The sequence below is a fragment of the Hylemonella gracilis genome (assembly GCF_004328645.1).
GTDB lineage: Bacteria > Pseudomonadota > Gammaproteobacteria > Burkholderiales > Burkholderiaceae_C > Hylemonella > Hylemonella gracilis_B.
The window spans coordinates 252,239-274,778 of the sequence record NZ_CP031395.1 but is presented as its reverse complement, the minus strand read 5'-3'; the positions used below and the strand labels follow the sequence as shown (position 1 = coordinate 274,778).

Genomic DNA, 22,540 nt, shown 5'->3' with positions numbered 1-22,540 from the left:
CAGGAGAAGCATCCATGGCAGACCCCATGCGCATACGCGCCCAGATGGCCGGTGACAAGGCCACCATCCGCGTTCTGATGAGTCACGAAATGGAAACCGGCCTGCGCAAGGACGCCGCCGGCCAGACCATTCCCGCCTGGTTCATCCAGACCGTGACGGCAGCTCTCAATGGCAAGGCGGTGTTCTCGGCCCAGTGGGGTCCGTCCGTCTCGAAGAACCCATTTCTGCAGTTCAACCTCAAAGACACGAAGGCCGGTGACAAAGTCGCCGTGACCTGGGTGGACAACAGGGGCGAGACCCGCACCGACGAAGCGACGGTTTCCTGATCCCGCCCGAAGAGGGGTGGACGAACAGGCGGCGCTTAGCCGCGCCATCACAAAGGAGAGACGAGGACATGAACTGCAATCGATCCGTGGCGCGTGCGCTCCTGGCGCTGACCGCCATCGCCATGCCCCTCATCGCGACGGCGCAGAAAAGCGCCGCCGATGGCATTGCCGAATACCGCAAGATGCTGGAAGACGGCAATCCCGCGGAGCTTTTCGAAGCCAAGGGCGAAGACCTCTGGAAGACCCGGCGTGGGCCGAAGCAGGCCACGCTGGAGCAATGCGACCTGGGCCAGGGTCCGGGTGTGGTCAAGGGGGCCTGGGTCCAACTGCCGCGCTTCTTCGCCGACACCGGTCGGGTGCAGGATCTGGAGTCGCGCCTGCTCACCTGCATGGAGATCTTGCAGGGTTTCAATGCCGCCGAGATCGCGAAGATGCCCTTCGACAAGGGTGAGCAGGCCAATGTGACGGCCCTCGCGGCCTGGGTGTCGTCCCAGTCGCGTGGCATGAAGATGGCGCTGCCCCAGGGGCATGCCGAGGAGCGCCGGTACTACGAGTTGGGCAAGCGCGCCTTCTACTTCCGGGGCGGTCCGATGGACTTCTCCTGCGCGAGCTGCCACGGCGAGGACGGCAAGCGCATCCGTCTGCAGGACCTGCCCAATCTGACCAAGAATCCAGGCGATGGTGTCGGGTTCGCGGCCTGGCCTGCCTACCGCGTGTCCAGCGGTGAACTCTGGACCATGCAGCGGCGCCTGAACGACTGCTTCCGGCAGCAGCGCTTTCCCTACCCCGGCTTTGGCTCCGAGGCGACGATCGCGCTCGGCGTGTACATGGGCGTGAACGCCAAGGGCGCGGAATCCATCGCGCCCGCCCTCAAGCGTTGAAGACAGGAGCAACCATGACTTTGCAAAGTACCTTGCGCCTGGCCTCCCTGGTCGTTTTCTGTGCCGGTTGCGCTGGCATGCCGGCTTCGGGTGAGCTGGACCAGCAGGCCCTGACCATGATGCAGACGTCCTTCAGCGACCGTGGCATCGCCACGCTAAGTCGCCTCGCGCAGGACACCGGGCAGCAAGCCTGTTCCGCGGCCGAGGCGCCCACGGAGGCGATTGCCCGGCAGATCGAAACCCAGGCCTTGGCCTCCATCCGCTGGCCCGAGGGTCAGCGTTACATCGGTGACTGGCGCAACGGCGAGAAATTGGCCCAGAACGGCCGTGGCATGACCTGGACCGACAAGACCGTGGACCCGATGTCCAACGGCGGCTCCTGCTACAACTGCCACCAGATCGACAAGAAGGAAATCTCCTTCGGCACCATCGGCCCCAGCCTGTGGAACTACGGCAAGTTGCGCGGCGTGAGTGACCCGGCTGATCCGGCCTCGGCGGCCATCGTGCAATACACCTGGGGCAAGCTGTGGAACAGCAAGGCGTACATGGCTTGTTCCAACATGCCGCGCTTTGGCCACAACAAGCTGCTCAACGAGGACCAGATCCGCGACTTGATGGCGCTGCTGCTGGATCCGAAGTCACCGGTCAACCAGTAAGCGGCAGTCGCTCTTCGTTCACGTACCTCAAACGTCACATGTCCCTTTCCAGGCGCGATTTCCTCCAGGTGTTGACCGCTGCTTCCGCGGCCGGCATGAGCCTGGGCCGCCACGCCGAGGCCGACGCGGCCGTCGCTGAGCAAGCGCTCTACGACCTGCCACGCTTCGGCAACGTGTCCCTGCTGCACATGACCGACTGCCACGCGCAGCTCAAGCCGGTCTATTTCCGCGAGCCCAGCGTCAACCTGGGCATCGGCGCGATGAACGGGCAGTTGCCGCACCTCGTCGGCGCGTCTCTGCTCAAGGCTGCCGGCATCCCGGTCGGTTCTGCGGCGGCACATGCCTACACCTATCTGGACTTCGAGACCGCAGCGCGGCGCTACGGTCGTGTCGGAGGCTTTGCGCACCTCGCCACCCTGGTCAAACGCATGAAGGCCAGCCGTCCCGGCGCGCTGCTGCTCGACGGTGGCGACACCTGGCAAGGCTCGGCCACCTCGTTGTGGACCAACGCCCAGGACATGGTCGATGCCTGCAAGCTGCTGGGCGTGGACGTGATGACGGGTCATTGGGAATTTACCTACGGCATGGAGCGCGTCAAGGAAATCGTCGAGAAGGACTTCGCCGGCAAGGTCGATTTCGTCGCGCAGAACGTCAAGACCGCCGATTTCGGCGACCCGGTCTTCAAGCCCTACGTGATCCGTGAAGTCAACGGCGTGCCGGTCGCCATCGTCGGCCAGGCCTTCCCCTACACGCCCATCGCCAACCCGCGCTACCTGGTGGCCGACTGGAGCTTCGGCATCCAGGACGAGAACATGCAGTCGGTGGTGGACGAGGCCCGGGCCAAGGGTGCGCAACTGGTGGTCGTGGTCTCGCACAACGGCATGGACGTGGACCTCAAGATGGCTTCGCGCGTGCGCGGCATCGATGCCATCTTCGGCGGACACACCCATGACGGCGTGCCCGTCGCCGTGCCGGTGCGCAACGCCGGCGGCGTGACCCTGGTCACCAACGCCGGCAGCAACGGCAAGTTCCTCGGCGTGATGGATTTCGACGTCAAGGGCGGCAAGCTGGTGGACTTCCGCTACCGCCTGCTGCCGGTCTTCGCCAACCAGCTGCGCGCCGATCCGGAGATGGACGCATTGATCACCCGGGTGCGCGCGCCCTACGAGGCCCGTCTGTCGGAAACCCTGGCTGTCACCGATGGCCTGCTGTTCCGGCGCGGCAATTTCAACGGCAGTTGGGACCAACTGATCTGCGACGCGCTGATGGACGTGCAGGGCGCGGAGATCGCCTTCTCGCCCGGCTTTCGCTGGGGCACCAGCCTGCTGCCGGGCGACCCCATCACGCGCGAGCTGATGATGGACCAGTTGGCCATCACCTACCCCTACGCCACGTTGACCGAGATGACGGGGGAGACCCTCAAGACCGTGCTCGAGGACGTGGCCGACAACCTCTTCAACCCCGACCCCTATTACCAGCAGGGTGGCGACATGGTGCGCGTGGGTGGCTTGAGCTACAGCATCATGCCGGGCGCGACGATGGGCCAGCGCATCGGCGACATGCGCCTGGGCGGTCGGCCGATCGAGGCCGGCAAGCGCTACAAGGTGGCCGGCTGGGCACCGGTCGCGGAAGACGCGAAAAACCAGCCCGGCGTCAAACCGGTCTGGGAGCATGTCGAGACCTGGCTTAAATCGCAGCAGGGCCGCGTCAAGCCTCGCAAGATCAACACCCCGACCTTGCGGGGCATCACCCAGAACCCAGGCATGGTGGCGGGGTGAGCATGAAGCGTTCGCGCACCTGGCTCGTCCTGCTGCTCACACTGGCCCTTGAGCCCCTGGCCGTGCCCGCAGCCACACCCGCGACCTTCCAGGTTCGGCTGCTGACACCGGAGACTGCATTGGTCGCCGCGCAAGCCGCGCTGGCGGCCTGCCGCAAGGCGGGTTACCAGGTGGCCGTGGCCGTGGTGGACCGGGCGGGCGTGACGCAGGTGTTGCTGCGCGATCGGCTGGCCGGCGCGCACACGGTCGAGGTGGCGCCGCGCAAGGCTTGGACGGCGGCCAGCCTCAAGATTCCCACCAGCGCTTTTGCCACCGAAACCCAAACGGGCAAGCCGCTGTCCGGGCTGCGCGCGCTGCCGCAGTTCATGGCGGTGGGCGGTGGCCTGCCCATCGAAGGCGGTGGTAGCCTGTTGGGCGGCATCGGTGTCTCGGGCGCACCGGGTGGGGACGCCGACGAGGCCTGCGCTGCCGCGGGCGTGCGGGCCATTTCCGATGAACTGGAGTTCTGAGACCATGACTTTGAAATCACTGCTGCTTGCCGCCGCCCTTGTACTCACCTCGATCGGCGCTTACGCCGAAGACAAGGTCGTCTACCACTTCGACAACGCCGCCGCGCAGGGGCTCAAGGGGCTGCGCAACATACGCAACCAGCTTGACGTCGAGCCGACAACCAAGGTCATCGCCGTCGCTCATGCCGAGGGCATCGACATGCTGATGGAAGACGCCAAGTCGCCCAACGGCACCGAGTACGCACCCTTGATCTCCGCGCTGCGCGCGCGCGGCGTGGTCTTCGAGGTCTGCGAGATCACCCTGAAGAACCGGGGCCTCAAGAAAGACGCCTTCATTCAGGAGGCCGACTTCACGCCTTCCGGTGTGGTGCGCGTCACCAAGTTGCAGGCCCAGGGCTATTCCTACCTGAAACCCTGAGCGGGCTCGGAACGCCGCGCCCATCCGTGCTGTCTTCCCCGCGCGTTGAATGACCATGCTGGAAACGCTGCTGGACCGTCTGGGCGAGGGGGGCACGCTGGCGCTGGGGGGCGCCGGCATCGGCGTGCTGTTCGGCTTTGCGGCGCAACGCTCGCGCTTTTGCCTGCGTTCGGCCGTCATCGAGTTCGCGCGCAATCTGCTGGGCGGCAAGCTCACGGTCTGGCTCTTTGCCTTCGCGACCGCCGTGGGCGCTACCCAGGCGCTGGCCTGGGCTGGCTGGCTGGACACGGGCAACGCGCGCCAGATCGCAGCGCGCGGCACGCTGTCGGGCGCGGCCCTCGGTGGCCTGCTGTTCGGCATGGGCATGGTGCTCGCGCGCGGCTGCGCCAGTCGCTTGCTGGTGCTGGCGGCCCAGGGCAATCTGCGCTCCCTGGTCTCGGGTCTGATCTTCGCCGTCACCGCGCAGTCCGCGCTGACCGGCGCGCTCTCGCCCCTGCGCGAAACCCTTTCAAGCTGGTGGACCATCGAGGGCGGAGGCCCGCGTGACCTGCTCGCGCGCAGCGGCATCGGCCACGGTGGCGCCCTGTTGTTTGCCCTGGTCTGGCTGGGGGCCGCGATGCACTGGGCGCGGCGTCAGCGCGTGCCGGTCTGGGGCTGGGCCGGCGCCATCGGCGTGGGCCTGTCGGTCGCGGCGGCCTGGTGGTTCACCTACGCCGTCTCACGTGTCGCTTTCGACCCGCACCCTATCCAATCGCTGAGTTTCACTGGCCCGTCGGCCGAGGTGCTGACCCGCGTGCTCTTCGCGAGCAACCGCCCGCTGAGTTTCGACGCGGGGCTGGTGCCAGGGGTGTTCCTGGGTGCCTTCCTCGCGGCCTGGTGGTTCGGCGAGCTCAAGCTCGAAGGTTTCCAGGGCGGCGCGAGCATGCGACGCTACATCGTTGGCGCGGTCTGCATGGGCTTTGGCGGCATGCTGGCCGGCGGCTGCGCGGTGGGTGCGGGTCTGTCCGGTGCCGCCGTGTTCACGGCCACGGCCTGGGTCACGCTGACCGCGATGTGGGCCGCCGCGGCACTCACCGATCGCCTGCTGGACGGCCATCCCCACGGCGCGCTCGACCAGCCTGTACCGGGCGCGGGGGCCGCGCGATGACGTGCCTCCCGATGGCCCGTCGCTTGTTCTGGCTGCTGTTGATCCTGCAGACGACACTGACCGTGCCATCCGTGGGCGCGCAGACCGCGTCGTCTCCCACGCCCTCTGCCCCGCCACCCGCTTCGGCACCGGAAGCCGTGCAGGCCCTGCAGCCGCAGCGCGTGGCCGAGAACGCCTGGTTCGTCCAGGGCGAGGCGGCTCTGGGCTCGCGCCAGAACCGCAACTTCATTTCCAACGCGGGTTTTGTCGTCACCTCGGAAGGGGTGGTGGTGATTGACGCGCTGGGATCACCGGTGCTGGCGCGCGAGCTGTTGGCCGCGATCCGCAAGGTCACCAACCAGCCGGTGCGCTACGTCATCGTCACCCATTACCACGCCGACCACATCTACGGCCTGCAGGTGTTCAAGGAGCAGGGCGCGACCATCATCGCCCATGGGCTGGGCCGTGACTACCTGAATTCCGAGACCGCCCGGCAGCGCCTGATCGCCAGCCGGGAAGACCTGGCGCCCTGGATCGACGCGCAGACCCGCCTCGTGCCCGCCGACCGCTGGTTGGACGCCGATACCGTGCTCGAACTCGGGGGCGAGCGGTTTCACCTGCGCCACGTCGGCCCCGCGCACACGCAGGAGGACCTTGCAGTCTACGCCGAGCGCGCGCAGGTGCTGTACGCCGGTGACCTGGTCTTCCGTGGTCGCGTGCCCTATGTCGGCCAGGCCGACAGCCGCAGTTGGATCGCCGCGCTGGAGGGCTTGATCACGCTCGCGCCCCAAGTCATCGTCCCTGGCCACGGGCCGGTGTCCCGGGAGCCGCTGACGGACCTGAAGCTCACCCGTGACTACCTCACGTACTTGCGCCAGACCATGGGTGCGGCGGCCGAGGCCATGGAACCGTTCGACGACGCCTACGCGCGCGTGGACTGGTCGGCTTTCGCGCACCTGCCGCTGTTCCGCGTGGCCAACCGCATGAACGCCTACAACACCTACCTGCTGATGGAGCACCAGGGGCAGGGGCCATGAGCCGCGGCGATGCCCACGCGGCTGTCCGACGTCGGGTGTGCCTGAGCGCGGCCGTGGCCTGGCTGGCGCTCGAGGCCCTGCCCGCCCGCTCCGCCACCACGCAGGATGCGACCTGGCCGGAGGAACCCGATCCGGCGCCAGGGCGGGGAACGCCCGCCGACCAGGCGCCGATCGATTGGCCCGAGATCGGCTTGCTCGATGGTCGCAGGCGTGCGCCGCAGAGCTGGGCGGGCGCGCCGGTGCTGGTCGTCTTCTGGGCGACCTGGTGTCCCTATTGCCTGCGCCACAACCAGCGTGTCGAGCGCCTGTTTCGGGAGGTTGACCCGGCCCGCCTGCAGGTGTTGGGCGTGGCGGTCGACCGGGACGAGCGTCGGGTGCGCGACCACCTGCGGCAGCAGGGACTCACATTTCCGAACACTGTGGACGATGGAGGCCTGCGCGCTCGCTTCACCGAGCGCCGGGTGCTCCCCATGACCTGCCTGGTGAATGCGCAGGGGCGGGTGAGCCTGCGCATTCCGGGCGAGATGAGCGCGGACGATGTGCGCGCGCTCGCGGCCCGGGCGCTCGCCGGCTGAAGCGCTTGAACTCTGGGTGCGGGGGGTTCAATCCGCGCGTTCGATGCGCCAGCGCTGCCAGCGCAGGCCGGCCAGGGTGCCCAACACGATGCCGCCCACGGCCAGAAAGCTGCCCAGCGAGAGGGTGGATATGCCGCTGATGCCTTGCCCCACGGTGCAGCCCAGCGCGACCACCCCGCCCACGCCCATCAAGGTCGCGCCGACCAGGTGGTTGCCCAGGTCCTCAACGCCCTGGAAACCTTCCCAGCGGAACTCGCGCGTGGCCAGCGCGTCGGCGAGCGCCCCGGCGCCCACGCCGAACATTGCCACGATGCCCAGGGTCAGCACGCGCGACTTGTCGCTGAAGAACTGGAACCACTCGAAGGCATAGGCCACGGGCGCGGCCATGGACAAGGATTCCATGCGGCGCGAGTTGGTGGCGAGGAAGGCGGGCTCCAGCGTGTTCGGGTCTTCGGTCACATACCCCAGGCGACCTGACACCCACCACACCGCGACAATCACCGTGCCGATGCCCAGGCCCCCGAGCCAGGTTTCACCCCGCCGTCCTTCCGGTTGGCGCAGCACCCAGGCCATCAGGGCGCAGCCGAGCAGACCGCCGATCAGCGCCGCCAGCGTCGTCACCGGCAGGCCGGTGGTCGCGGCCAGCAGCGAAGGCAGGTCCTGGCCGGTCGGCAGGTCGATGCCCATGCGCTCGACGGTCTCGACACGCAGCACCGCGGTCAGGCCGCGCAAGGTCGCCGAGGCGCTGACGGCCAGCACCAACAGCACGACCAGGGACTTGAGGTTGCCGCCGCCCAGGCGCACCAGGTTGCGGCTACCGCAACCCGAGGCCAGGGTCATGCCGAAACCGAACAGGGCTCCGCCGACCAGGGCCGAAAGCCAGAGCAGGCGGGGACCGGCGTAGATGGTGTTGCGTGCCTCGACCCAGCCCAGCGCCACCATGGCGTTGAAGCCCAGCATGGCCGTTGCGATGGCCAGCGTCCACATGCGGGCACGTTGCCAGTCGCCCATGGCCACGACATCCGAGATGGCGCCCAGGGTGCAGAAGCGGGTGCGGCGCGCGATGGCGCCGAAGACCAGGGCAAGGGCCAGCACCGTCCAGAGCACGCGGGTGGTGAGCGCGCTGATATCCGTGTCATTCATGGGGGAAGATTCTCGCGGATTCGTCGCGCGGGTGTGGGGGCGGCGCTGTTTCGGGTGTTTCCCCGGGGCTCCCGGCATGAGCAGGTGCGCGTATCATCATATAAGGATGGACTGTAGATGAGCACCAAGGAAGCCGTGACCGATGAGACTGAAAGCGACTTTGTCTTCGAAGCCGCTGCCGAGCTGTTTGGTCTGCTGGCGACGCCCGTGCGCCTGAAGATCATCAGCGCCGTCTGCAATGGCGAGCGCAACGTCAGTGAGCTGCTTGAGGACATCAGCACCACGCAGTCCAATATGTCCCAGCACCTGGGTGCCCTTTACCGCGCGGGGGTGCTGGCCCGTCGGCGCGAAGGCACCCAGATCTATTACCGCCTGCAGAGCGAGCGCGTCGCCACGCTGTGCCGCGCGGTATGCACGCAGGTCGCGACCGAGCTGGAAGACGCGGGCGAGGTGCCGGCCACCGAGCGCCTGCTGGGCGGCGCCTTCCGCTAAGGCAGGCCGCCTTTGCGACGCATTGGCTCCCGCCTTCCGTCGCGCAGTCCAGGGAAATTCTCCGAACTGGCGCAAGGGCTGGGGTGACAGTCCTTGGGCACTGAACTAGACTCGGACCCCGAGGTCTGAACCATGAAACTCATCGATTCCATCGCCGTCCAGGCGGCCGGCATCGCCGGCATCCGGCGCGACATCCATGCCCATCCCGAGCTGAGCTTCGAGGAATTCCGTACCTCGGACCTGGTGGCGGCCAAGTTGGCCGAGTGGGGCATCCCCGTGCACCGGGGCCTGGGCGGCACAGGCGTGGTGGGCACCGTGCGCAACGGCAGTTCCCGCAAGGCCATTGGCCTGCGCGCCGACATGGACGCCCTGCCCGTGCAGGAGATCAACACCTTCGCGCACACCAGCCGGCACAAGGGCAAGATGCACGCCTGCGGACATGATGGCCACACGGCCATGCTGCTGGCGGCGGCCCAACACCTGGCGCAGAACCGCCATTTCGACGGCACCGTCCACCTGATCTTCCAGCCCGCGGAGGAAGGTGGCGGTGGCGCCGACCGCATGATCCGCGACGGCCTGTTCGAGCAATTCCCGGTCGACGCCGTGTACGGCATGCACAACTGGCCGGGCCTGCCGGCGGGCAGCTTCGCGCTCAGCCCCGGGCCGGTGATGGCCTCCACCAATGAATTCAAGATCGTGGTCAAGGGCAAGGGCGGTCACGCGGCCATGGCCTACAACACGGTGGACCCGGTGGTCGTGGCCGCGCAACTGGTGCAGGCCTTCCAGACCATCATCAGTCGCAACGTCAAGCCCATCGAGGCGGGCGTGATTTCCGTGACCATGATCCACGCCGGGCATGCCAGCAACGTGATCGCCGACAGCTGCGAGCTGCAGGGTACGGTGCGTACTTTCCAGCCCGAGGTGCTGGACCTGATCGAGGCGCGCATGAAAGTCTGCGCCGACAATACGTGCGCGGCCTTCGGCGCCAGTTGCGATTTCGAGTTCGTGCGCAACTATCCCGCCACCATCAACAGTGAGGCCGAAGTGGCCTTTGCCCGGCGCGTGATGGCCAGCGTCGTCGGCGACGCCAACGTGCTGCGACAGGAGCCGACCATGGGCGCGGAAGATTTCGCCTACATGCTGCAAGCCAAGCCCGGGGCGTATGCCTTCATTGGCAACGGGGAGGGCGCGCATCGCACGCACGGGCATGGCGAAGGGCCGTGCACCCTGCACAACCCGAGCTACGACTTCAATGACGAGTTGATTCCGCTGGGCGCCACCTTCTGGGTGCGCTTGGTCGAGGAGTTCCTGAAAAAGGCCTGAGCCGTCTGGCCCCCATTGCGGGGCGCGGGCGTCAAAGCGCGAAGCGCGGCTGGATCAGCGGCGCGTCGACCGCCATCTTCTGACCCAGGCTGCGGTGGGTCGCGATCTGCAGCAGGCCATCGAAGATCAGGCTGTCGATCAGTTCAAAGCGGGAGGACAGGCTGGGCGCCATCTTCCAGCCGGCGCCGCCGGTCATCACGCACCAGGGGTCGATGCCGCAGTGCGCGCGCACATGTTGCACCATCCGGTCCATCGCACCTGCGATGGCGAAGGTGCCGCCGCTGGTCAGTGCGTCGCTGGTGTTGGTGGGGAAGGGGCGCACCTCTCCCGTGGGGACATGCAGACCGGCTGTGCCCGACTCCAGCGCACGCAGCATGATGCCGTGGCCGGGCAGGATGTAGCCGCCCAGGAACTTGCCGCCGGCGTCGATGGCCTCCACCGTCACCGCCGTGCCCACCATGGAGAGCACGATGGGACGCGGCTTGCCCGAGGAACCCGGCAGGGCCTGCATGCGGTGCCAGGCACCGATCATGGCGACCCAGCGGTCCGGGCCCAGCCGGGCTGGATGGTCGTAACCGTTGACCAGGCCGGCTTCCTGCGCGCTGGCGATCACCCACTGCGGCGAGACATCCCACAGTTCTTCCATCTGGGCTTCCACCCGGTGCTTGACGGCATCGCTGGCGACCACGCAGCCCAGCATGGCCTCGGGTGCGGGCAGGCGACTCCAGGCGGTTTCGGCCAGTTTGTCGATGTGGTCCAGGAATTCCGCACCTTGGGCCAGCGCGCGCGCGCCCGGACGGGCGGACTCGAACAGCGCCCATTTGAGTCGGGTGTTGCCTACGTCGATGGCGAGAAAGGACATGAGGACGATACCGGAATGCCTGGGCTCAGTACTGCTTCCAGGGCAGGCCCCGGTAGCGCCAGCCGCCCAGGCGGCCGCGGTGACCCTGGGCATCGGCGTCGCCTTCGAAGCCTTCCAGGATGTTGTAGGCGGACAGGCCCAGCTCGGTGGCTCGCCGCGCCGCGGCGATGGATCGCACGCCGCTGCGGCACAGCAGCACCAGCTTCTGGCCCGGCGCGGCTGCGGCGGCGGCCTGCAGGTCGGCGTCGAAGGCCGGGTTCAAGGCCATGCCTGGCCATTGCTTCCAGGCCAGGCCGATGGCGCCTGGCACATAACCGACCCACTCGCGCTCGGCGTCGCTGCGCACGTCGATCAGCACAGCTTCGCCACCCTGGACCCAGGCCCAAGCCTGCTCGGGCGAGACATCACCGGCATAACCTTCGGCGGGGGACGGGCTGGAAAATGCGACATGGCGGGCGGGGCAAGTCAGGGCAGCGAGGCCCGCCAAGGATAAACGCAAATGCCGGCTTCCTGTGTCGGCCCGACGAGAAACGATCGGAAGTCCGGGCCATGCCCGGCAACGGTCCTCGCGCCACGCGGCGCGTTCAACCGCTCCGATGCGGGAAAAAATCAGTGGCCCAGGCCCATCGCGTCGGGGCGGACTTGGCGCACGACGGGTTGTTCGTCGTCGAGCACTTCGCGCATCGGGTTGATGCGGGTGTTGGAATAGGGGATCAGCGGCTTGTCCAGGGGACGCAGCTGGTGGCGGCGCAGCGAGCGCAGCGCGGTGGAGCGTTCCATGGCCTGGATCACGGCCTCGGGCTCCATCATCAGACTGAAGGGGTTGAGGGAGGTCGGGTTGCTTTGCATGGCGATTCCTTGTGACGCAAAAAAATGAGGGGTCTCGGTTTTCTGATTGCGTGCGCGGACTTTAGGGGCCGCCCTCGGGAACTTGAATCGGCGTAGATCGGTTTCTTGTGTCAGAAAAAGCCTGACAAACCCTCTGTGGTGCCTGCTCCGCAGGCCTTTTTGCCCTGCTTTTCCGCCCTTTGCTTTCCTGGACATCCTTTGGGGCCGCCACTGGCGCCGCAATTCCGGCCGCCAGCCTGGTTGGTCCCCCTCCTTTCCGCAAGGTGCGATGAACGACAATCGCCGCCTCATGTCCGACCCCGCCAGCGCCCCCCCGTCCTCCGCGCATCCCTACGATGCCCTGACCCCCGACGTGGTGCTGGACGCGCTGCTCGGTCTGGGCCTGGCCTGCGACGGTCGCCTGCAGGCCCTCAGCTCCTACGAAAACCGCGTCTATCTGGCCGGCCTGGACGATGGGGGCAGCGTGGTCGCCAAGTTCTACCGACCCGAGCGCTGGAGCGAGGCGCAGATCCTGGAGGAGCACGCTTTCGCTGCCGAGCTGCAGGCGGCGGAAGTGCCGGTGGTCGCACCCCTGGAATTGGAGGGCCGCAGCTTGCACAGCTGCACGGCGGCCTCTTCCCTGGAGGGCGGTCGTCACGGCCTGAGCGCGGAGGGCGAACCCGTGCGCTTTTTCTTTTCCGTCAGCCCGCGCCGTGGCGGGCGCGCGCCCGAGCTGGACGATGCCGAGGTGCTGGAATGGATTGGCCGTTTCCTCGCGCGCCTGCACGAGGTGGGCGCGCGCCGGCCCTTCACTCAGCGCCCTGCGCTGGACGCGCAGCGCTTCGGTTTTGAGCCCCTGCGCTGGCTGCTGGCCAGCGGCATGGTTCCACTGGACGCGCAATCTGCCTGGCAAGGCGCCTGCGAGGAAGCCCTGGCCTTGGTGGAGGCCCGCTACACCCAGTCCCTGCAGGGCCTCAGCCTCATTCGTCTGCACGGCGATTGCCACGCAGGCAATGTGCTCTGGACGCCCCTGGATACGGACGAGACCTCCGGCAAGAAGTCCGATGCAAAACCCGTGGTCCCATCCGCCGCGGCTGCCGTGCCGACGGCGCCGGGCCCCCACTTCGTCGATCTCGACGACGCCTGCATGGGCCCGGCCGTGCAGGACCTGTGGATGCTGCTCTCGGGCGATCGCGCGCAGCGCGGCGGTCAGCTGTCCTGCCTGGTCGACGGCTACGAGCAGATGCGCGCCTTCGATCGGCGCGAACTGGCCTTGATCGAACCCTTGCGCACCTTGCGCCTCATCCACTACAGCGCGTGGCTCGCGCGCCGCTGGGCAGACCCGACGTTCCCGCGCAACTTTCCATGGTTTGGAAGTACGGACTATTGGCAGGGTCAGGCGCTACAACTGCGCGAGCAGATCGAGGCGATGCAGGAAGATCCGCTGTTTATTTAACCCGGGGAAACGCTGGCCCACGCTTTCCCTAGGCGGTCATTCAGGGATAGTCCTCGGGAAGGCGCGCGCGCGCCGGGGCTAGCATGGTTGCGACCGACAACAAACAAGCCCAGAAGGAGACCCGCGATGGGTGCACTCCATGTCCTGAGTGGCGGCGCGGCCAGGGGGTTGATTGCAAGGCTGCGTGAGGATTTTCATCAACACACCGGACGTACGATTGAAGCGCGCTTCGGCGCGGTGGGCCTGATGCGCGATCGCCTGCTCGCGGGCGAGGCTTGCGACGTGCTCATCCTGACCCAGGCCCTGATCGAGGAGCTCGTCGTGGCCGGTCGGGTTCTGCCGGACAGCGCGCGTGCCCTCGGCTTGGTGCGCACTGGCGTGGCGGTGAAGACGGGCGCACCCGTGCCCTGCCTGGAAACACCCGGCGCCTTCAAGGATGCGCTGCTGGCCGCGCGTGCCATCTATTTCGCCGATCCCGCCAAGACCCGCGCCGGTACCCACCTCATGCAGGTCTTTCAGCGCCTGGGGCTGATGCCCGAGTTGGCACCCAAGCTGCGATTCTTCAACAACGGGAGCGCCGCCCTGCAGGCCCTGAGTGAAGCCCAGGAGGCCGAGGCCCAGGGCGTGCTGGTCTGCACCCACATGACCGAGATCCTGGCCACGCCCGGCCTGCAGTGCGCCGGCGTGCTGCCCAAGAGTTTCGAGCTCGCGACGATCTACACCGCCGCCATCACCGCGCGTTCCGAGCAGCCCCAGGCCGCGCGCGCGCTGATCGAGATGCTGGCCGCGCCGGAGGCCGTGGCGGATCGGCGCGCGGACGGTTTCGAATGATTATGCAGTCCTGCTTGGTTAAGATGCGGCGTGATCTCTCTCGCCGAACTCGAATCCCTGGCTGAATCTGCCCTGCGCGCCGCCGGCGCCAATGCCCACCAAGCCCGTACCACCGCTCGCGCCCTCGTCGCCGCCGACGCCCAAGGGCTGGCCACGCACGGGGTCTCACGCATTCCTTTCTACGCGTCCCACCTGCGCAGCGGTCGGGTCGATGGCCAGGCCCTGCCCCGGGTGCTGGCGTCCAAACCCGCCACCGTGCTGGTGGACGCGGGCGACGGCCTGTCCTTTCCCGCCTGTGAGTTGGCCGTGCAGGAAGCCATGACCCGTGCCCGCAGCCAGGGGCTGGCCCTGGCCGGCATCTGCAACAGCTACCACTTTGGCGCCGCGGCCTGGCACCTGGAGCCCGTGGCACGTGCCGGGCTGATCGGCATCGCCATGAGCAATTCACCGGCCGCCATGCCTGTGGTCGGCGGCCGGCGACCGCTGATGGGCACCAACCCGCTGGCGGCCGTGTTTCCGCGTCCCGACCGGGATGGACGGAGTCAGCCGCCCGTGGTCATGGACTTCGCCATGTCCGAGGTGGCGCGCGGCAAACTCATGGTGGCCGCGCAGAAGGGCGAGTCCATTCCGCTGGGCTGGGCGCTGGACGAACACGGACTACCCACCACCGACGCCCAGGCGGGCCTGCGCGGCTCCATGCTGCCCTTCGGTTCGGCCAATGGGGGCATCAAGGGCGCGCTGCTGGCCCTGATCATCGAAGTGTTGGTCGTCACGCTCACGGGCGCTCGCTTCGGCGCCGAGATGGACACCTTCTTCGAGGAACAGGGCAACCGCCTGCGCATGGGGCAGCTCTTTCTGGTCTTCGATCCCGGCGGCATGGCCGGCACGGCGGCCTACGCGGAACGCATTGAAGCACTCATCGCCGTCATGCGCGCGGACGAGGGCGTGCGTGTGCCGGGTGACCAGCGCGAGCGCAAGGCCGAGCGGGCCCATGAGCAAGGCGTGACGATTCCGGAGGCCTTGCTGGAGAAGCTGCGCCAGCTCGCGGAATCGCCCTGATGCCGCGCTGCGTCATTTCCTTCCGGGCAAGCCATGTCGCGCACCGAACGTCTCTTGACCCTGATGGAACAGCTGCGCCGCCATCGCCACCCCGTGAGCGGAGGAGAACTGGCGGGGCGGTTGGGCGTTAGCCTGCGCACGCTCTACCGCGACATTGCAACCCTGCAGTCACAGGGGGCGCGGATCGAGGGCGAGGCCGGCGTGGGCTATGTGCTGCGCCCGGGCTTCACGCTGCCGCCCCTGATGTTCACCGACGACGAGATCGAGGCCCTGGTGCTGGGCATGCGCTGGGTCTCGGACCGGGCTGACGCGCATCTGGCCGACGCGGCGCGCCACGCGCTATCCCGAATCTCGGCGGTGCTGCCGCCGGACTTGCGCTACACGCTGGAAAGCAGTGCCTTGCTGGTGGCGCCGCGCCAGACCCTGGCCGGTTCCGCCGAGGTGCTGGCACAGACACGCACGGCCATGCGCGAGGAACGCAGAGTCGAACTGCGCTACATGGACGCACAAGAACGCGAGACGCTGCGCATCGTCTGGCCCTGCGCGCTGGCGTTCTTCGAACAGGTCAGCGTGCTCGTGGCGTGGTGCGAGACGCGTCAGGGCTTTCGGCATTTCCGCACCGACCGCATCCGTGGACTGAACCTGCTCGAGGCACGTTATCCCCGCCGCCGGCTCGACTTGCTGCGTGAGTGGCGGCTGAACGAAGGCATTGCGCCGCCGAGCCTGTGAATACGGCGTGCTGCTGACAGAAACTGACAGGCACAAGGCCAAGAATCGGACCACAGGCCCAGTGCCTGATCTGTTCCCTTCTTTTCACGGAGCCTTTCATGAATCACCCCAGTTATGCCTTGCTGTATGTGGCCGATGTGCCGCGCAGCGCTCAGTTCTATGCACGCCTGCTGGCGCTGCAGCCGGTCGAGTCATCGCCTGGATTCGCTCTGTTTGTCCTGCCCACGGGCCTCAAGATCGGGCTCTGGTCACGTGCTGATGTGCAACCGCCCGTGACCGCCGCTCCCGGGGGGAGCGAACTGTGCATGACGGTCGGCACGGCGGCCGAAGTGGATGCTTGGGTGGCAGAGAGCCGGTCGCAGGGGTGGCCCGTGCTGCAGTCGCCCACCACCATGGATTTCGGCTACACCACGGTGGTGGCCGATCCGGATGGTCACCGGCTGCGCGTGTTCGCGACCCGGACATGAACTGTGGGCAGGGCGCACCGCACCGGCGGCTGGATCGCCCGTCGGCGGGTGTCGCTCAGGAAGCTGGCCATGGCCAGTTGCGGCTCAGGCCAGTGGGGTCGGGGTTTCTTCGGGAACCTGCCAACTGAAACGGCCCTTGCCCTCGTGCTTGGCGGCATACATGCCGGTGTCTGCGCGCGCCAGCAGGCTGTCCATGTCCAGACCGTGCACGGGAAACAGCGCGCCGCCGATGCTGGCCGAGATGCGGACCTCGCGCGCCGTCAGCGAGAAGGGCTGGGCCAGCGTGTCCAGGATCTTGGCCGCCACCCGTTCGCAGTCCCCGTCTTGCGCCACGCTGGCGAGCACGACGCCAAATTCATCGCCGCCGATGCGCGCCACCGTGTCTTCGGCGCGCACGCAGCCTTCCAGCCGACGCGCGACCTGTTGCAGCAGCTCATCGCCCGCCGCGTGTCCGAGCGTGTCGTTCACCGCCTTGAAGCCATCCAGGTCCAGGAACAGCACGCTGGCCAGGCCTTCGCGCCGACGCGCCGATTCCAGCACTTGCCCCAGACGGTCGTGGAACATCAGACGGTTGGGCAGACCGGTCAGGGTGTCATGCAAGGCGTCGTACGAAAGGCGAGCCTCCAGGGCCTTGCGGGCGGTGATGTCCTGCACCACCGCCACCACCCGTTCCGGTCGGCCCTGTCGGTCTTTCACCAAGCCCAGGGCCTCGCAGACCCAGAGCAGGGAACCGTCCTTGCGCAGATAGGTCTTCTCGACCTCGGGCAAGGCGTCCGTGCTGTCCGCGGACAGGCGCTTGCGCAAGAACAGGCGCGCTTCCTGCTGCCGGTCCGGATCGCCCAGTTCAAACACCGTGCGCGTGCGCAGTTCCGCCATGCTGTAGCCCAGCATGCAACAGAACTTCTCGTTGGCCAGCAGGATGCGGCCGTTGGGCGAGAGATGGACGATGCCCATGGCGGCCTGATGGAAGGTGGCGCGGAACAGGGCTTCGCTGGTGCGCAGGGCTTGGGCGGCCGCGCGCTGGCGCGACAAGGCCAGCATCAACAGCGCCGTGAACAGCAGCAGGCCCGCGCTGACGCCGCTGGCCAGCCGGAGGTACTCGTTGCGCCGCCGTAGCGCGGGCGCCAGCTCGCTGGTGGACGCCGTGCCCACCGTGACCATGAGCGGGTAGTCCGCCATCGTCCGATAGCTGATGACGCGCGGCACGCCATCCAGGCTGCCGTTGTCCACGAAGCTGCCGGCTGGCGCCAGCGCTCGCCGCTGAAACCAGGGCAGATCCCCGGCGTCCATGCCGAAGCCGCGGTCTTCGCCGATCTTGCGTCCACGGACCGTGCCGTCCAGGCCGGTCAACTCGAGCAGGCCGCCCGGCCCCAGATTGGCCTGGCGATGGAAGTCGGTGAATCTGGCCGGGTCCACCGACACCACCACCACCCCGGCGAAGCGACCGTCCGCGCGCCACATGCCCAGCGACATCGGAATCTGCCAGCGACCCGTCACCCGGCCCAGCACCGGCTGGCTCACATGCAAGGCATCGTGCGCGAGATCGGCCACGACATCGCGTTGCGCGATGAAGAACTCGCGGTCCGCGTAGTTGACGCGGGCGGGCAAGAAGCTGCTGTGCACGATGTAACCCCGCGCATCCACCACGCTGACAATGTTGAACATCGCTTCGCGGATCACGCCGCGCGCTTCCCACTGCCGCAGGTCCATCGACTCGCCACGGTTCAGATATTGTTCGCGCACAAAGCTGGCCACCTGCTCGGCGGCCTTGAGCGTGCGGTAGACCTGCTGCTCAAAGGCGATGGCCAGATTGGCATTGGCCTCCATCGCCGATGCAACGGCCTGCTCGCGTTCAAAGGCGATGCGCTGCAGGGTCATGAACCAGATGACGGTCAAGCCGATCACGCAGGCCGCTGCGACGGCCACGTTCAGTGGCGGCAGGTCGCTACGGCGTGGCGGGGTGGGGGCTGCGTCAGTAGGCCATGGCAAGCGCATTCCCTCGGGCTCCCTGTGGTGACTGGGCGTCGACAAACGAGTTTACCGGGGCTGGTATGCCGAAACCAGCCCCTTCACCGTCTGGTTTCGGTTGACCACGCGTCGAGGTGCCTGGCCTTCAGGGGCCAGGCCTGCCGGCGTCCATGCGCCCTTCCGAGCGCGCCGACAGATAGGCGTAAAGATCCAGCACATGCGCGTTCACGCGGGGCTCGTCCTGCCAGATGGGCATGGCCAAGGGCTGGCCCTGGCGCGTCATCAGGCTGTCCACCTGCGCTTCGCGCGCCTCGCGTGTCGCGGCGGGTTGGCCCTGCAACGTGGTGTCGTAGCGGTAGAGCACCAGGCTCACGAACTGGCGCGGCCCCAGCGTCTGCAGGCGGATCGACAGGCTGGGCGCGTTCGCCATGCCTTGCGCGTCCACGCCATGGCAGCGCGCGCAGCGGTCCTGGTAGACCCGCCAGCCCAGGTAAGTCGAGCCCGGAGGCTCTTGCTCCCGCGCCAACTGGCGTGCCGGCTGCGGGTTCAGCCACTCCACGGCGCAGCCCGTCAGGGTGACCGCGAGCAGCATGGAGGCCCAGGCCATGCCTGCGCGGGTGGTGAGATCAAGCGTTTTGCGCATGAGGTCCTTTCCGGCGCGCGGGAGTGCGCTGACCGTGCGGATTCATTGTGCGCGTCGCGACTGGGCCTGTCTTGATCTGGCGCAAAGAAAACAGTCGGACATTTCTCAGGCACCAACTGCGAGCCACGCGGTCCGGAGCCACAGGGCCAGAAGCACCAGGTTCGATGCCATGAACACGCTCATCCGTAGCCACAGAACGTTGTGCGCGAGGTGGATGGCCGTGTGCAGAAAACGCAGGCCGACGAAGCACCAGGCGAGGAGGCGCAGCGGGTCATCCTGCAGGCCGACTCCGACCAGCAAGGCCATGAGAACCAGGAACAGCGTGGGAAATTCAAACAGGTTCGCCAATTGGTGAGTGGTGCGTTGGACCAGGATCGGTCCACCCACGCCGCTGTAGTTTTCGTAGAAGGCGCGGTGGGTTTTCCGCCCGACAACGTCGGTCAGTCTGGTGACCAGAATCAGCGCGGCCACGAGGTAGGACAAGGCGACTTGCGCCAGCAGCGGGTAGAGGTAGTAGGTCAGTGCAGGGTACATGGAGTGGCGGTCGTGAGGTGCATGGGGTGGATGGCCGGCATTCGGTGTGCGCTACCTGGGGTCTTGCACGAAACCGAGCATGGTGGCCGTGGCGGATTCAAAGAGTTCGCCGAAGTAGATGTCGAAGTGCGATGAATCAAAGTGCACGGCCCGCCCTCGCGGCGCGATGTCGGCGGCTCGTCGGGCGATGGTCGCGGGACAGATCTCGTCCTTGTCGCAGACGATCATGAGCAGCGGAGCTTTGATCTTGGGCGCGCTCCGGATCGGGCGATACAGCGGGAGCCACAACATCAGGCGTGCCGCGATCTTGTTTTCCCAGCGGGAAGGCCCGTCCAGCATGTCGCGGTAGCGCTGTTCCGCGTTGAGCTTGGTCATCAAGGCGGCTTCGCCTGGCTCGCCCGCTAGCTTGATGTAATGCGGTTGCAGACCCAGCAAGGCCTTGGTCTGGTCCAGGGTTCCCGCCCAGATCCACCGCAGGATCTGCCGCAGCGGCGATTTCGCGGCCACCACGAGGCAGTCGGAAACCGTGCACTGCGAGATCACGCCGGCCAGGTCCGGGCGCTGCGCGCCGACGGCCAGTGCATGTCCTCCACCGAAGGAGGTTCCAAAAAGAAACACGCGTGCGGGGTCGATGTCCGGGTGCGCTTGCGCGGCGTCAATGGCGCAGCGGATGTCCTGGTGCTGTTTACCGATCGCGCACAGGAAACGCGGGTGGCCGCTGCTCTCGCCCCAGTGCCTGTAGTCGAAGGTCAGCAGCGCCACGCCCGCGTCGGTGAAGCGTCGCGCGTAGGCCGACAGTCGAACCTGCCGGATGGCACCGATGCCATGTGCCACGACCACGCAGGGGTGCGGCCCGGGGCCGTCCGGCTGGTGCAGCCAGGCGGCGCAGTGCCCCGTGCCGGAGGGAAAGGTGAGATCGAATCGTTTCATTTCAGTCTTTCTGTTTGCCTGCAAAGGCTGAGATAATATGAGTCATCCCTCAGTTTTGACACTCGCATTCCCGCCGCCATGACGAATCGCCCCGCCCCGCATGTTTCTCCTCGGAAACGACCGGTTCAAGACCGTTCCAAGCACACGGTGCAATCGATCCTGGAGGCAACGGCTCAGGTTCTGGTGGCGCAGGGGTACGAAAAAACAAACACCGGCGCGGTTGCGGAACGCGCGGGCGTCAGCATCGGCACGCTGTACCAGTACTACCCGAACAAGCAGTCTCTGGTGGCAGATCTGATCGGTTTGCATGTTGCCGAGCTTGTCGAAACTGTGCGAATCGCTTTGACGCGCAGTCGCTCGTTGCCCGTGGACGGCATGCTGCGTGCGGTGGTCAAAGCCAGCATTGACGCGCACCGCATGAACCCGGCCCTGCACAAGGTCATCATCGAACAAGTGCCACGGGAGGGAAAGCTCGCGGACGCGCTGGGCATCAGTCAACGACTGGGCGAGATGCTTTTCGACGATCTACGGCAGCGCCACGCCGGGCTGGACCCGCAGCGGGTGCGGCTGGCCGCTTTTGTGTTGGAAACGACCATCGAGGCCCTGACCCACCGCGCGGTCATCGAAGGCCCCGACTGGTTGAAGACCGGGCAACTGCAGAGAGAGGCCCTGGCCTTGCTGGGGCCGTACTTGGCCGTGCTGGGGGTGTGAGCCGCCGCCAGGTGTCCGTAGGCTCTCAAGTCGTCGTCTGAGGCCTTGCGATGTCTGGAAGAATTTCGCCCATGCACCGCCGCAATTTCATCTTTTCCTCTCTCGCCTTGGGCGCACTCCCCCTGGCGCAATCCCAAGCCTCCACGCTGAACATGCCCGCCTGGGCCAACCTGTTCCGTGAGGCCGGAGTCTCGGGTTGCATGGCGGTGCTCGACGCGCGGCGCGGTGCGCAAACACTGCGGGTGGCCGATGGGCCACGCACGCAGCGGCGTTACTCGCCCGCGTCCACCTTCAAGATCCCGCACAGCCTGTTCGCGCTGGATGCGGGGCTGCTGCGCGACGAATTCCAGGTCATTCCCTGGGACGGTGTGCAGCGCAGCATCCCCGCCTGGAACCAGGACCAGACCTTGCGCTCGGCCATGCGGAACTCCACCGTCTGGGTCTACGAGCGTTTCGCCCGCGAGCTCGGCGCCGCGAAAGAGGCCGACTACCTGCGCCGTCTGGACTATGGCAATGCGGAGGTCGATGGCGCCCAGCCCTTCTGGGTGGAGGGCGACCTGGCGATTTCTGCGGTCGAACAAATCGCTTTCTTGAAGCGGCTCTACCTGAACGAGCTGCCCTTCCAGGTGACGCACCAGCGCCTGGTCAAGGACGTGATGGTGGGCGCGGCCGGTCCGGACTGGCTCTTGCGCGCCAAGACCGGCTGGACGGGGCGCCTCGGCTGGTGGGTGGGCTGGGTGGAGTGGCCGGAAGGGCCGGTGTTCTTCGCGATGAACATGGACACGCCCCGCCGCCTGCAGGATCTGCCGCAACGCCAGGCCCTGGTGCGAGCCGCATTGCAGACATTGAAGGCTTGGCCCGAAACTCTGTGATGCATCGGCGCGGACGCGGCCAGCGCCATGCACAATGGGCTCATGACTCACACCGTTCAACATCAGGAAGCCGACTCCAAGGGTGCCTTCTTCATCGCCCGCCCTGAGGGCGGCCACCTCGCCGAGATGACCTACAGCCGGGCCAACCCCGCGCTGATCATCATCGACCATACCGAAGTCGATCCCTCCCTGGCGGGCCAGGGCATCGGCCGCAAGTTGCTGGATGCGCTGGTAGCCTGGGCGCGCCAGACCCAGACCAAGGTGGTGCCGCTGTGTCCTTATGCCAAGGCGCAGTTCGAGAAGGACGCGTCAATCCGCGACATCTTGAGGTAAGCCTCCCCGCACGACCCCAACAACAGCCGCCTCCGGGTGGCTCTTGTCTGGCT

At 67.1% G+C, this 22,540-nt stretch carries 27 protein-coding genes; 19 read left to right on the top strand and 8 right to left on the bottom strand.

Features of this window, described 5'->3' with window-relative positions; translation table 11 throughout:
• Positions 1-14 precede the first annotated feature (14 nt).
• The 9 genes from soxZ (at position 15) to DW355_RS01295 (ending at position 7,306) form a co-directional block, all read left to right on the top strand.
• Positions 15-326, top strand: a complete 312-nt coding sequence (gene soxZ / locus DW355_RS01335; RefSeq protein ID WP_207388061.1) for a thiosulfate oxidation carrier complex protein SoxZ — start codon at positions 15-17, stop codon at positions 324-326.
• Positions 327-448: 122 nt separating this feature from the next.
• Complete coding sequence (soxA, locus tag DW355_RS01330; protein WP_131282130.1) at positions 449-1,207, top strand: sulfur oxidation c-type cytochrome SoxA; 759 nt, start codon at positions 449-451, stop codon at positions 1,205-1,207.
• Between the two features lie 14 nt (positions 1,208-1,221).
• On the top strand, positions 1,222-1,863 hold the full coding sequence (soxX, locus tag DW355_RS01325) for a sulfur oxidation c-type cytochrome SoxX (protein WP_131277353.1): 642 nt from the start codon (positions 1,222-1,224) through the stop codon (positions 1,861-1,863).
• A 38-nt stretch (positions 1,864-1,901) separates the two neighbouring features.
• The gene (gene soxB / locus DW355_RS01320; RefSeq protein ID WP_131277350.1) at positions 1,902-3,641 is read left to right on the top strand and encodes a thiosulfohydrolase SoxB; all 1,740 of its coding nucleotides are present in this window, start codon (positions 1,902-1,904) and stop codon (positions 3,639-3,641) included.
• 2 nt (positions 3,642-3,643) lie between these two features.
• Entirely contained in the window at positions 3,644-4,150 is a 507-nt protein-coding gene (locus DW355_RS01315; RefSeq protein WP_131277347.1) for a GlcG/HbpS family heme-binding protein, read from the top strand.
• Between the two features lie 4 nt (positions 4,151-4,154).
• On the top strand, positions 4,155-4,568 hold the full coding sequence (locus DW355_RS01310) for a DsrE family protein (RefSeq protein WP_131277344.1): 414 nt from the start codon (positions 4,155-4,157) through the stop codon (positions 4,566-4,568).
• A 55-nt stretch (positions 4,569-4,623) separates the two neighbouring features.
• Positions 4,624-5,715, top strand: coding sequence for a YeeE/YedE family protein (locus DW355_RS01305; RefSeq protein ID WP_207388059.1), 1,092 nt, complete (start codon positions 4,624-4,626; stop codon positions 5,713-5,715).
• A gap of 11 nt (positions 5,716-5,726) precedes the next feature.
• Positions 5,727-6,731, top strand: coding sequence for an MBL fold metallo-hydrolase (locus DW355_RS01300; RefSeq protein ID WP_207388058.1), 1,005 nt, complete (start codon positions 5,727-5,729; stop codon positions 6,729-6,731).
• On the top strand, positions 6,728-7,306 hold the full coding sequence (locus tag DW355_RS01295; protein ID WP_131277336.1) for a TlpA disulfide reductase family protein: 579 nt from the start codon (positions 6,728-6,730) through the stop codon (positions 7,304-7,306). The genes DW355_RS01300 and DW355_RS01295 overlap by 4 nt, the downstream gene beginning before the upstream one ends.
• A gap of 27 nt (positions 7,307-7,333) precedes the next feature.
• On the opposite strand, the gene DW355_RS01290 is transcribed toward DW355_RS01295, so the two are convergent.
• Complete coding sequence (locus DW355_RS01290) at positions 7,334-8,449, bottom strand: YeeE/YedE family protein (RefSeq protein WP_131277333.1); 1,116 nt, start codon at positions 8,447-8,449, stop codon at positions 7,334-7,336.
• 117 nt (positions 8,450-8,566) lie between these two features.
• Between DW355_RS01290 and DW355_RS01285 the strand changes: the two genes are divergently transcribed.
• Together DW355_RS01285 and DW355_RS01280 are read left to right on the top strand one after the other, a co-directional pair.
• Entirely contained in the window at positions 8,567-8,941 is a 375-nt protein-coding gene (locus tag DW355_RS01285) for an ArsR/SmtB family transcription factor (protein ID WP_131277330.1), read from the top strand.
• Positions 8,942-9,073: 132 nt separating this feature from the next.
• Positions 9,074-10,264: a M20 aminoacylase family protein gene (locus tag DW355_RS01280; protein ID WP_131277327.1), complete on the top strand. Its 1,191-nt coding sequence runs from the start codon at positions 9,074-9,076 to the stop codon at positions 10,262-10,264.
• A 31-nt stretch (positions 10,265-10,295) separates the two neighbouring features.
• Here the strand turns inward: DW355_RS01280 and DW355_RS01275 are convergent, their stop codons facing one another.
• The 3 genes from DW355_RS01275 to DW355_RS01265 all read right to left on the bottom strand — a co-directional run bounded on the left by DW355_RS01275 (position 10,296) and on the right by DW355_RS01265 (position 11,975).
• Positions 10,296-11,126 (bottom strand): type III pantothenate kinase, encoded by an 831-nt coding sequence (locus DW355_RS01275; protein ID WP_131277324.1) that lies wholly within the window; start codon positions 11,124-11,126, stop codon positions 10,296-10,298.
• A gap of 25 nt (positions 11,127-11,151) precedes the next feature.
• Positions 11,152-11,595 carry a rhodanese-like domain-containing protein gene (locus tag DW355_RS01270; protein ID WP_131282128.1) on the bottom strand — a complete coding sequence of 148 codons (444 nt, stop codon included), beginning with the start codon at positions 11,593-11,595 and terminating at the stop codon, positions 11,152-11,154.
• A 140-nt stretch (positions 11,596-11,735) separates the two neighbouring features.
• On the bottom strand, positions 11,736-11,975 hold the full coding sequence (locus tag DW355_RS01265; protein WP_131277321.1) for a hypothetical protein: 240 nt from the start codon (positions 11,973-11,975) through the stop codon (positions 11,736-11,738).
• Between the two features lie 289 nt (positions 11,976-12,264).
• Between DW355_RS01265 and DW355_RS01260 the strand changes: the two genes are divergently transcribed.
• The 5 genes from DW355_RS01260 (at position 12,265) to DW355_RS01240 (ending at position 16,496) form a co-directional block, all read left to right on the top strand.
• Positions 12,265-13,410 carry a serine/threonine protein kinase gene (locus DW355_RS01260; protein WP_131277319.1) on the top strand — a complete coding sequence of 382 codons (1,146 nt, stop codon included), beginning with the start codon at positions 12,265-12,267 and terminating at the stop codon, positions 13,408-13,410.
• A 126-nt stretch (positions 13,411-13,536) separates the two neighbouring features.
• Positions 13,537-14,241, top strand: coding sequence for a molybdate ABC transporter substrate-binding protein (locus DW355_RS01255; protein ID WP_131277316.1), 705 nt, complete (start codon positions 13,537-13,539; stop codon positions 14,239-14,241).
• A 30-nt stretch (positions 14,242-14,271) separates the two neighbouring features.
• A complete protein-coding gene (locus DW355_RS01250) occupies positions 14,272-15,300 on the top strand; it encodes an Ldh family oxidoreductase (protein ID WP_131277313.1) in 1,029 nt (342 codons plus the stop codon).
• Between the two features lie 33 nt (positions 15,301-15,333).
• Positions 15,334-16,029 (top strand): helix-turn-helix transcriptional regulator, encoded by a 696-nt coding sequence (locus tag DW355_RS01245; RefSeq protein WP_131277310.1) that lies wholly within the window; start codon positions 15,334-15,336, stop codon positions 16,027-16,029.
• Positions 16,030-16,127: 98 nt separating this feature from the next.
• Positions 16,128-16,496 carry a VOC family protein gene (locus DW355_RS01240; RefSeq protein ID WP_131277307.1) on the top strand — a complete coding sequence of 123 codons (369 nt, stop codon included), beginning with the start codon at positions 16,128-16,130 and terminating at the stop codon, positions 16,494-16,496.
• Positions 16,497-16,580: 84 nt separating this feature from the next.
• Here the strand turns inward: DW355_RS01240 and DW355_RS01235 are convergent, their stop codons facing one another.
• The 4 genes from DW355_RS01235 to DW355_RS01220 form a co-directional block, all read right to left on the bottom strand.
• A complete protein-coding gene (locus tag DW355_RS01235; RefSeq protein WP_131277304.1) occupies positions 16,581-18,491 on the bottom strand; it encodes a sensor domain-containing diguanylate cyclase in 1,911 nt (636 codons plus the stop codon).
• Between the two features lie 118 nt (positions 18,492-18,609).
• Positions 18,610-19,107: a c-type cytochrome gene (locus tag DW355_RS01230; RefSeq protein WP_131277299.1), complete on the bottom strand. Its 498-nt coding sequence runs from the start codon at positions 19,105-19,107 to the stop codon at positions 18,610-18,612.
• A gap of 105 nt (positions 19,108-19,212) precedes the next feature.
• Positions 19,213-19,641, bottom strand: coding sequence for an MAPEG family protein (locus DW355_RS01225; protein WP_131277296.1), 429 nt, complete (start codon positions 19,639-19,641; stop codon positions 19,213-19,215).
• A 51-nt stretch (positions 19,642-19,692) separates the two neighbouring features.
• Positions 19,693-20,571 (bottom strand): alpha/beta hydrolase, encoded by an 879-nt coding sequence (locus tag DW355_RS01220; protein WP_131277293.1) that lies wholly within the window; start codon positions 20,569-20,571, stop codon positions 19,693-19,695.
• A 147-nt stretch (positions 20,572-20,718) separates the two neighbouring features.
• Here DW355_RS01220 and DW355_RS01215 point away from each other — a divergent pair, with 147 nt between their 5' ends.
• The 3 genes from DW355_RS01215 (at position 20,719) to DW355_RS01205 (ending at position 22,487) form a co-directional block, all read left to right on the top strand.
• Positions 20,719-21,282 (top strand): TetR/AcrR family transcriptional regulator, encoded by a 564-nt coding sequence (locus DW355_RS01215; protein WP_165493105.1) that lies wholly within the window; start codon positions 20,719-20,721, stop codon positions 21,280-21,282.
• 71 nt (positions 21,283-21,353) lie between these two features.
• Complete coding sequence (gene blaOXA / locus DW355_RS01210; protein WP_131277287.1) at positions 21,354-22,154, top strand: class D beta-lactamase; 801 nt, start codon at positions 21,354-21,356, stop codon at positions 22,152-22,154.
• Positions 22,155-22,196: 42 nt separating this feature from the next.
• Positions 22,197-22,487, top strand: a complete 291-nt coding sequence (locus DW355_RS01205; RefSeq protein ID WP_165493104.1) for a GNAT family N-acetyltransferase — start codon at positions 22,197-22,199, stop codon at positions 22,485-22,487.
• Positions 22,488-22,540 lie beyond the last annotated feature (53 nt).

What these genes read in the sequence shown, in the direction of transcription:
- soxZ (WP_207388061.1), top strand. Translation starts at nt 15, where the DNA reads ATGGCAGACCCCATGCGCATACGCGCCCAGATGGCCGGTGACAAGGCC.
- soxA (WP_131282130.1), top strand. Translation starts at nt 449, where the DNA reads ATGCCCCTCATCGCGACGGCGCAGAAAAGCGCCGCCGATGGCATTGCC.
- soxX (WP_131277353.1), top strand. Translation starts at nt 1,222, where the DNA reads ATGACTTTGCAAAGTACCTTGCGCCTGGCCTCCCTGGTCGTTTTCTGT.
- soxB (WP_131277350.1), top strand. Translation starts at nt 1,902, where the DNA reads ATGTCCCTTTCCAGGCGCGATTTCCTCCAGGTGTTGACCGCTGCTTCC.
- DW355_RS01315 (WP_131277347.1), top strand. Translation starts at nt 3,644, where the DNA reads ATGAAGCGTTCGCGCACCTGGCTCGTCCTGCTGCTCACACTGGCCCTT.
- DW355_RS01310 (WP_131277344.1), top strand. Translation starts at nt 4,155, where the DNA reads ATGACTTTGAAATCACTGCTGCTTGCCGCCGCCCTTGTACTCACCTCG.
- DW355_RS01305 (WP_207388059.1), top strand. Translation starts at nt 4,624, where the DNA reads ATGCTGGAAACGCTGCTGGACCGTCTGGGCGAGGGGGGCACGCTGGCG.
- DW355_RS01300 (WP_207388058.1), top strand. Translation starts at nt 5,727, where the DNA reads ATGGCCCGTCGCTTGTTCTGGCTGCTGTTGATCCTGCAGACGACACTG.
- DW355_RS01295 (WP_131277336.1), top strand. Translation starts at nt 6,728, where the DNA reads ATGAGCCGCGGCGATGCCCACGCGGCTGTCCGACGTCGGGTGTGCCTG.
- DW355_RS01290 (WP_131277333.1), bottom strand. Translation starts at nt 8,449, where the DNA reads ATGAATGACACGGATATCAGCGCGCTCACCACCCGCGTGCTCTGGACG.
- DW355_RS01285 (WP_131277330.1), top strand. Translation starts at nt 8,567, where the DNA reads ATGAGCACCAAGGAAGCCGTGACCGATGAGACTGAAAGCGACTTTGTC.
- DW355_RS01280 (WP_131277327.1), top strand. Translation starts at nt 9,074, where the DNA reads ATGAAACTCATCGATTCCATCGCCGTCCAGGCGGCCGGCATCGCCGGC.
- DW355_RS01275 (WP_131277324.1), bottom strand. Translation starts at nt 11,126, where the DNA reads ATGTCCTTTCTCGCCATCGACGTAGGCAACACCCGACTCAAATGGGCG.
- DW355_RS01265 (WP_131277321.1), bottom strand. Translation starts at nt 11,975, where the DNA reads ATGCAAAGCAACCCGACCTCCCTCAACCCCTTCAGTCTGATGATGGAG.
- DW355_RS01260 (WP_131277319.1), top strand. Translation starts at nt 12,265, where the DNA reads ATGTCCGACCCCGCCAGCGCCCCCCCGTCCTCCGCGCATCCCTACGAT.
- DW355_RS01255 (WP_131277316.1), top strand. Translation starts at nt 13,537, where the DNA reads ATGGGTGCACTCCATGTCCTGAGTGGCGGCGCGGCCAGGGGGTTGATT.
- DW355_RS01245 (WP_131277310.1), top strand. Translation starts at nt 15,334, where the DNA reads ATGTCGCGCACCGAACGTCTCTTGACCCTGATGGAACAGCTGCGCCGC.
- DW355_RS01240 (WP_131277307.1), top strand. Translation starts at nt 16,128, where the DNA reads ATGAATCACCCCAGTTATGCCTTGCTGTATGTGGCCGATGTGCCGCGC.
- DW355_RS01235 (WP_131277304.1), bottom strand. Translation starts at nt 18,491, where the DNA reads ATGCGCTTGCCATGGCCTACTGACGCAGCCCCCACCCCGCCACGCCGT.
- DW355_RS01230 (WP_131277299.1), bottom strand. Translation starts at nt 19,107, where the DNA reads ATGCGCAAAACGCTTGATCTCACCACCCGCGCAGGCATGGCCTGGGCC.
- DW355_RS01225 (WP_131277296.1), bottom strand. Translation starts at nt 19,641, where the DNA reads ATGTACCCTGCACTGACCTACTACCTCTACCCGCTGCTGGCGCAAGTC.
- DW355_RS01220 (WP_131277293.1), bottom strand. Translation starts at nt 20,571, where the DNA reads ATGAAACGATTCGATCTCACCTTTCCCTCCGGCACGGGGCACTGCGCC.
- blaOXA (WP_131277287.1), top strand. Translation starts at nt 21,354, where the DNA reads ATGCACCGCCGCAATTTCATCTTTTCCTCTCTCGCCTTGGGCGCACTC.
- DW355_RS01205 (WP_165493104.1), top strand. Translation starts at nt 22,197, where the DNA reads ATGACTCACACCGTTCAACATCAGGAAGCCGACTCCAAGGGTGCCTTC.